Below are 5,496 nucleotides of genomic sequence, written 5' to 3' on the forward strand. Positions count from 1 at the left end.
TTATAATGAGCAGCTAACTGTTGCTAAGTTGGATTAAGGTCGGGTTATCATAAGCCGCAAAATTGATAAGGTGATAGGGTGGAAATCCATCAGGGCTAGAGGCATCAAGTGATACCTCAGTCAAAAGCCGAATATATGGCTGCAATGCACTCTATTTCAACGATTTAAATTGTCTTGCAATCGGAGAGGGTCCATATATGGTATTAGTTCAGCCTCTGCTTTAGGAAATCAATTGCCTTTATGCTAAATTCATTCAGTTGTAAGTAATATTCATTTTCAATGACATCTTCTAAAATTGTTAAATCAATATTCAAATAATCATGAACTAAACCATTACGCATACCTATTATTTTACGCCAGTTCGCCAATTCAGCTTTACTTATTTGATTATACTCTCTCAATAAACTAAATGATTGATATGCTTCACTGGCTGATTTCATTTTTATTGTTTTTAACCAATGCTTAGATAAACCAATACATAATTCGGTAAAAACTTGCAAAACGCGTTCAACAGCCCTGTAATCTCGACTTCTAAAGTTATCATTTATTAAATCTTCTCTAAGCTCTATTAGTTCAGCTAAATATTGCGCTCTATGCTTATCAGCCTCTATTAAATATAACTGCAAACCTTCATTATTCATTTTGACTATTCTCTATCATTTGATATTCATATTGGCTATATATTCTATTTTGCTCAGTAAAAGCCCGAGATGTAGGAGTTTGATAAATAATTTCACCATATTCGACAATATTAAAGGCAAGGTATATAGGTACTTTATTTATATCAACTAAGCTCAGTTTCTCTTCTGGAATATTTAATTTTTGAGCCCAATCAATTGCAAGTTCGTTTGGCCGCAGAAAAGCATCTATAGTGGATAGTTTGAAGTTTTTGAATGCAATAGCTAAGTCAAAATCACTTTCTTTAGTGTGATTACCTATTGCCCTAGAACCATATAACCAAACAACTTCAATATCATAATTTTCAATTGATAATTGCTTAATCTGAGCTAATAACTCAGTTTGATTTATCATAAACTAACCAACTTGTTTATATTAAACTACACTATTTGAATATAATCATTAGTATAACCAACTCTCACATCATTCTATACCAAAACTCGGAGAGATAAACCGTACGATGTAAAATCTCACCTACAAAACACCGCACACTTACAACTTAAGATATGAGCTTCATCTAGTAAGGCTTGTGATTTAAAGCGCCCTTCTTAGTGCAGTCTGTTATAGCATTTATAAATTCACTCGAACAAATGAATTAATGCAATTTAAAGTGCTTAACATCAATAATTCACTCTATCGGAAGAATTAAAGCTTATTTATATATTTTTTGCTTATATTCTCTTGAACGAGTGAATATGATTGTTCTTATTGCTGAACTGACTATAATTCATGCATACGCGTGAAAAATGGTGCTTTATGAAAGTTAATATAAAATCGATTAAAGAGATGGGCGCAGTAGGCAAGGCGGTAAGGAAAAGCCAAGATTTCGATCAAAGAACATTGGGGGATTTTTCAAACAATGGGATCAACTTTGTCAGTCAATTTGAAAATGGTAAGTCAACGGTGCAAATTGGTCGAGTGCTTGAAATATTCGAGATACTTGGCATTGGGATCACACTAGATCTTCCTGTACCCTTTAATACAGAAGATAAAAAAAAATTGACTATGTTATTAGAAAAATCTGGTGTAAATATAGTTAAAGACCTAGTGCTACATGAACATAGCATTATTACGAGTGATCACTAATGCAGGATAGGAAGTTAAACGTTTACGCCAATGACAGTCTAATGGGTATTCTATCAGAAGAAGAAAATATTTGGACATTTCAATACGAACATTATTGGATAAATCAGCGTGGTGCATACGCTCTATGTCCCAATATACCGCTAAATGAAGATAAGCAGATAGACGGAAGTACTAAGCGCCCTATTCAACACTTTTTCGACAATTTACTACCAGAAGAAAATGCTCGCTCATTGCTTGCCAAAGACCTTGATGTAAAAGACGTATACGATACATTTTTACTATTGAAAAAATCAGGTAAGGAGTCTGCAGGCGCATTGACGATAACCTCTGAAAATATGCAACGTCCAAAACGTAGTAATGAACCATTAACGCATGAAGAGTTAAATGTTCGTATAAAGAATTTACCCAAGGCTCCATTAAATAATAAAGAGACTAAACGAATGTCACTTGCAGGTGCTCAGCATAAAATGCTGGTGATCCTGCAAGGTGATGAACTTTCTGAGCCAAATTTATCCATGCCTTCCACGCATATATTAAAACCCGATCATTCAGATCCTGAAGACTATTGGCAAACGACAATGAATGAATGGTTTATAATGTCCTTGGCCAAAACTGTGGGCCTTGATGTTCCGCCAGTTCGTATAGTCTATACGCCAACGCCAGTGTTTATAATTGAGAGGTTTGATAGAAAAGGAAAGTATCCTGCTCATCAAAGACTTCATATCATAGATGCTTGTCAATTGTTGGGGGTTGGAAGAGGCGCGAAGTATCCAATGTCGAAAGTAGAAACCTACCAAAAGCTGATTGATACAACTCGGTTAAAGGCTAAAACTATTCAAAGACTTTATGAATGGGTATTATTTAACATACTTATTGGGAATGGTGATGCTCACCTGAAAAACATTAGTTTTTATCAGGAGGGCAGTGGAACTGTATTGTCGCCATTTTATGACCTGTTATGCACCATCATTTACACAGATCCTCTTGCTACATTACATCAAGACCTGTCAGTCCCTATTGGGGATAAATTGCAGTTTAAAGATGTTGAGTATTCGGATCTTGAAATATTTGCCAAGCAGATTGGTTTACCTGCATCGGTCATGAGAAAAATCACGACAAAAATGGTCGATAACATTGAACGAGAATTTGATGCCCTCTACCAAGGTGTTGAGGACAGTCCGATTCATGTTGAAAAAGGAGGTGAGTTACACATGCTTAGAGAAATTAAGTTTAAAGTATTAAAGCCCATGTTAAACAAGATCGCACCTAAATAGACTTTCTCTCGTTACTACAGCAAAAAAACAAAAAAGTAAGGCTACAGCCAAACCTACAAAAAACACACAAATTAAAGCGTTCGGAGTAGACGGGACTTCAGTCCCGTATCTTTTAAAATTCACATCACACATCTTTGATTTTAAATCCAATAAGCTCCAACAACCCACCAAACTCGACCAAAACTCCCCGTAGGCTCGATTTTATATCGCGCATGTTTTGAATGTAATACAGGGAGTAATTACCGATAACAACGCGCATGTTTTACTCGTACAAGTTTAAGGCTAACACCCTTTTAGGTTCGCCTTCAGGCGTTCTGTTTTAAAACACCCTTGCCAATTTCCCTTTTAACTAACCACAGCCCTTATACCAACTATGATTGTGGCTATGTGCACACTTAGCAAGAGACAACCTAGAACCTGCAAAATTCGCATACTGTCGCCTAAAATGTTGAATCGTATTCAACCATGAGTCAACTTCAATATTTAACACATCCAAAATTTTAGGTTTTTCTTTTAAAACCGAACCTCGCTTATTTGGCACAAGCAAGCAACTACTAAAATCAGCCAGTTCTAAATAATCAAAAAGTATAAAAGGAATTGTATTTTTATCTGCTGAGCAACCAAAGTCTAATAGTGACTTTGGTTGCTGTAAAACTATAAACTCAGGTTTTTTATTAGGCTTACTCTTTTTTGAATGACATTGCTTTTGAAAAGACTGATATTTTTTATACGTTCTTGAATCGATGTAAAATCCCACCTACAAAACACCTCACCCTGAAAAATTCACTCGTTCGAAGAATTTAAGGTTATTTATATACTTTTCACAAATATTCACCCGAACGAGTGAATATCATTGATTTTATTACTGGCCTTACTACAATTCATCCATACGCGTGAAAAATCCAATCCCAGCCTTGCCTTCTCTAGCTATTTCGTATTTATTAATTCTTTCAAAATAGCATTTACAAGTGATTTAAAAACAGTGAATGCATCAACCCATTTGACAGACCTACTTCCATACACCATCGGAACAACATACTGGTTAAACCGCTCTTCAAATTGGCTATTTTCTTCAAGTAACATTAAACCATATTTTAATTCGCCAATAGGGTTTTCAACAAATTGAAGGTGCTGGGCTCCAAAGCGATCTACATCTTCATTTATAACTTTTCGAACAAGAGGTACGAGCTCTGATAAATTTGCACGACCAGCGCTTTGTATATAAAATGTATCATATATGTGACGAATCAACGCAGGGTCTTCACCTCGACTCTTATCTCGTTCAAAACTTGCTGTACGCCTCAGCATCGAAATTATTTTTTCCGCTTGTGTACTCAATATACTGGTAAATGCCATCGCATTAACTTCAGTTTTCTCTTTATAAGCCTCGGCAGTTAATGATGTTATGGGATGAGTTTCGATTTCATCATACAATGTAGTCTCAATTAGCTCTAATTTTATAAAAGGCCTTAAACATGGAGCGATTGAATAAGACTGAGGGTAACGGATGCTGAGCACTTGATATCTGTATTCATTTAGCCGAATTGGCTCACCTTCAACAGAAAATAGTTTACTTTTTTGAATAGTATCCATAATTGTTAAGTAAAGTTGCTTCCTTGCTTTTTTACGAGCTGACCTAGAATCTAACTCTTCAAATACATTTTAACTAATAAGTTTAATATCAACATTTTCTGACATTCGATACGTTTTAATGCCGGATTTAGCTAATGCTGTACCGCCTGAAAAAACCATTAAATGAGTATCGAAAGAAAGCACACTGAGCAACTTTAACAGCGCGACAACATAATAGTCTTTTTCAACAATAGCAGGGTTGCCCATTTCTAAAGCATCAGAAACCTCAATAAAAATGTTTTCATTAATCTGCATTAATTGCTCGATTACTTACTACTATTTTTCGCTTAAATCGATTGCTAGTGATAATTTGAAATGACGCAGGAACTTGCAAACTATCTCCATTAATACTTCGCTGAGAGAAATCATCGAACTTATAATCAACACCTAACTTTTCAATCGCTTCTAAAATCACTCCATCAGCACCACCTGGTGACGCTGGCATAGTTTTCCCTGTGATACTATTAATTCGAGCTTTAGTGTAAAGACCATAGCCAATTCGAATTAATAAACCACTTTCAACAAATTTCCTTAACTCTCACCCTACTTGGTCATATCCAGCAATATCAGAAAAATCAGCGCGAGTAAAAGCATATCGTTTGGAACGACTTATTCTTACTTGCACTTTATTTGCAATAGTCATGGTTACTCTCCTGTTGAATACACCTTAAAAACAGCAAACATACGACAACTTATCAATACAAACATACGACACCAACCTTCCCTCGGTATACATGAATATGGATTCATGATGGTTACCTTCAGTCGCGTGCCGTAGGCAAGATTTTACATCGCGCGATTTTGAGTAATGCAGGGTGCAATTACC

General features: G+C 35.6%; 8 protein-coding genes. 2 read left to right on the top strand and 6 right to left on the bottom strand.

All coding sequences use genetic code 11. The features are described from left to right. Nucleotides 1–203: 203 nt before the first annotated feature. Nucleotides 204–641: a type VII toxin-antitoxin system HepT family RNase toxin gene (gene hepT, locus CJF42_RS24640; RefSeq protein ID WP_095369169.1), complete on the bottom strand. Its 438-nt coding sequence runs from the start codon at nt 639–641 to the stop codon at nt 204–206. Then, nucleotides 634–1,032 carry a type VII toxin-antitoxin system MntA family adenylyltransferase antitoxin gene (mntA, locus tag CJF42_RS24645; protein WP_095369170.1) on the bottom strand — a complete coding sequence of 133 codons (399 nt, stop codon included), beginning with the start codon at nt 1,030–1,032 and terminating at the stop codon, nt 634–636. Before mntA ends, hepT begins: the two co-directional genes overlap by 8 nt. 402 nt (nt 1,033–1,434) lie before the next feature. Here mntA and CJF42_RS28235 point away from each other — a divergent pair, with 402 nt between their 5' ends. After that, on the top strand, nt 1,435–1,764 hold the full coding sequence (locus CJF42_RS28235; RefSeq protein ID WP_212668862.1) for a helix-turn-helix domain-containing protein: 330 nt from the start codon (nt 1,435–1,437) through the stop codon (nt 1,762–1,764). Continuing rightward, nucleotides 1,764–3,038, top strand: coding sequence for a HipA domain-containing protein (locus CJF42_RS24655; protein ID WP_095369171.1), 1,275 nt, complete (start codon nt 1,764–1,766; stop codon nt 3,036–3,038). The genes CJF42_RS28235 and CJF42_RS24655 overlap by 1 nt, the downstream gene beginning before the upstream one ends. Nucleotides 3,039–3,387: 349 nt before the next feature. On the opposite strand, the gene CJF42_RS24660 is transcribed toward CJF42_RS24655, so the two are convergent. The 4 genes from CJF42_RS24660 to CJF42_RS28935 all read right to left on the bottom strand — a co-directional run bounded on the left by CJF42_RS24660 (nt 3,388) and on the right by CJF42_RS28935 (nt 5,115). Further along, nucleotides 3,388–3,795, bottom strand: a complete 408-nt coding sequence (locus CJF42_RS24660) for a hypothetical protein (protein WP_095369172.1) — start codon at nt 3,793–3,795, stop codon at nt 3,388–3,390. A 170-nt stretch (nt 3,796–3,965) separates the two neighbouring features. Further along, entirely contained in the window at nt 3,966–4,631 is a 666-nt protein-coding gene (locus CJF42_RS24665; protein ID WP_212668863.1) for a nucleotidyl transferase AbiEii/AbiGii toxin family protein, read from the bottom strand. 69 nt (nt 4,632–4,700) lie between these two features. Then, the gene (locus CJF42_RS28240) at nt 4,701–4,925 is read right to left on the bottom strand and encodes a nucleotidyl transferase AbiEii/AbiGii toxin family protein (RefSeq protein ID WP_212668864.1); all 225 of its coding nucleotides are present in this window, start codon (nt 4,923–4,925) and stop codon (nt 4,701–4,703) included. Continuing rightward, entirely contained in the window at nt 4,915–5,115 is a 201-nt protein-coding gene (locus tag CJF42_RS28935; RefSeq protein ID WP_252097737.1) for a hypothetical protein, read from the bottom strand. The genes CJF42_RS28240 and CJF42_RS28935 overlap by 11 nt, the downstream gene beginning before the upstream one ends. Between the last annotated feature and the right edge of the window lie 381 nt (nt 5,116–5,496).

It is taken from the genome of Pseudoalteromonas sp. NBT06-2 (assembly GCF_002276045.1).
Lineage (GTDB): Bacteria > Pseudomonadota > Gammaproteobacteria > Enterobacterales > Alteromonadaceae > Pseudoalteromonas.

Bases quoted from the DNA above. Each gene is read 5' to 3' on its own strand.
- hepT (WP_095369169.1), bottom strand. From the start codon at position 641: ATGAATAATGAAGGTTTGCAGTTATATTTAATAGAGGCTGATAAGCAT.
- mntA (WP_095369170.1), bottom strand. From the start codon at position 1,032: ATGATAAATCAAACTGAGTTATTAGCTCAGATTAAGCAATTATCAATT.
- CJF42_RS28235 (WP_212668862.1), top strand. From the start codon at position 1,435: ATGAAAGTTAATATAAAATCGATTAAAGAGATGGGCGCAGTAGGCAAG.
- CJF42_RS24655 (WP_095369171.1), top strand. From the start codon at position 1,764: ATGCAGGATAGGAAGTTAAACGTTTACGCCAATGACAGTCTAATGGGT.
- CJF42_RS24665 (WP_212668863.1), bottom strand. From the start codon at position 4,631: ATGGATACTATTCAAAAAAGTAAACTATTTTCTGTTGAAGGTGAGCCA.
- CJF42_RS28240 (WP_212668864.1), bottom strand. From the start codon at position 4,925: ATGCAGATTAATGAAAACATTTTTATTGAGGTTTCTGATGCTTTAGAA.
- CJF42_RS28935 (WP_252097737.1), bottom strand. From the start codon at position 5,115: ATGCCAGCGTCACCAGGTGGTGCTGATGGAGTGATTTTAGAAGCGATT.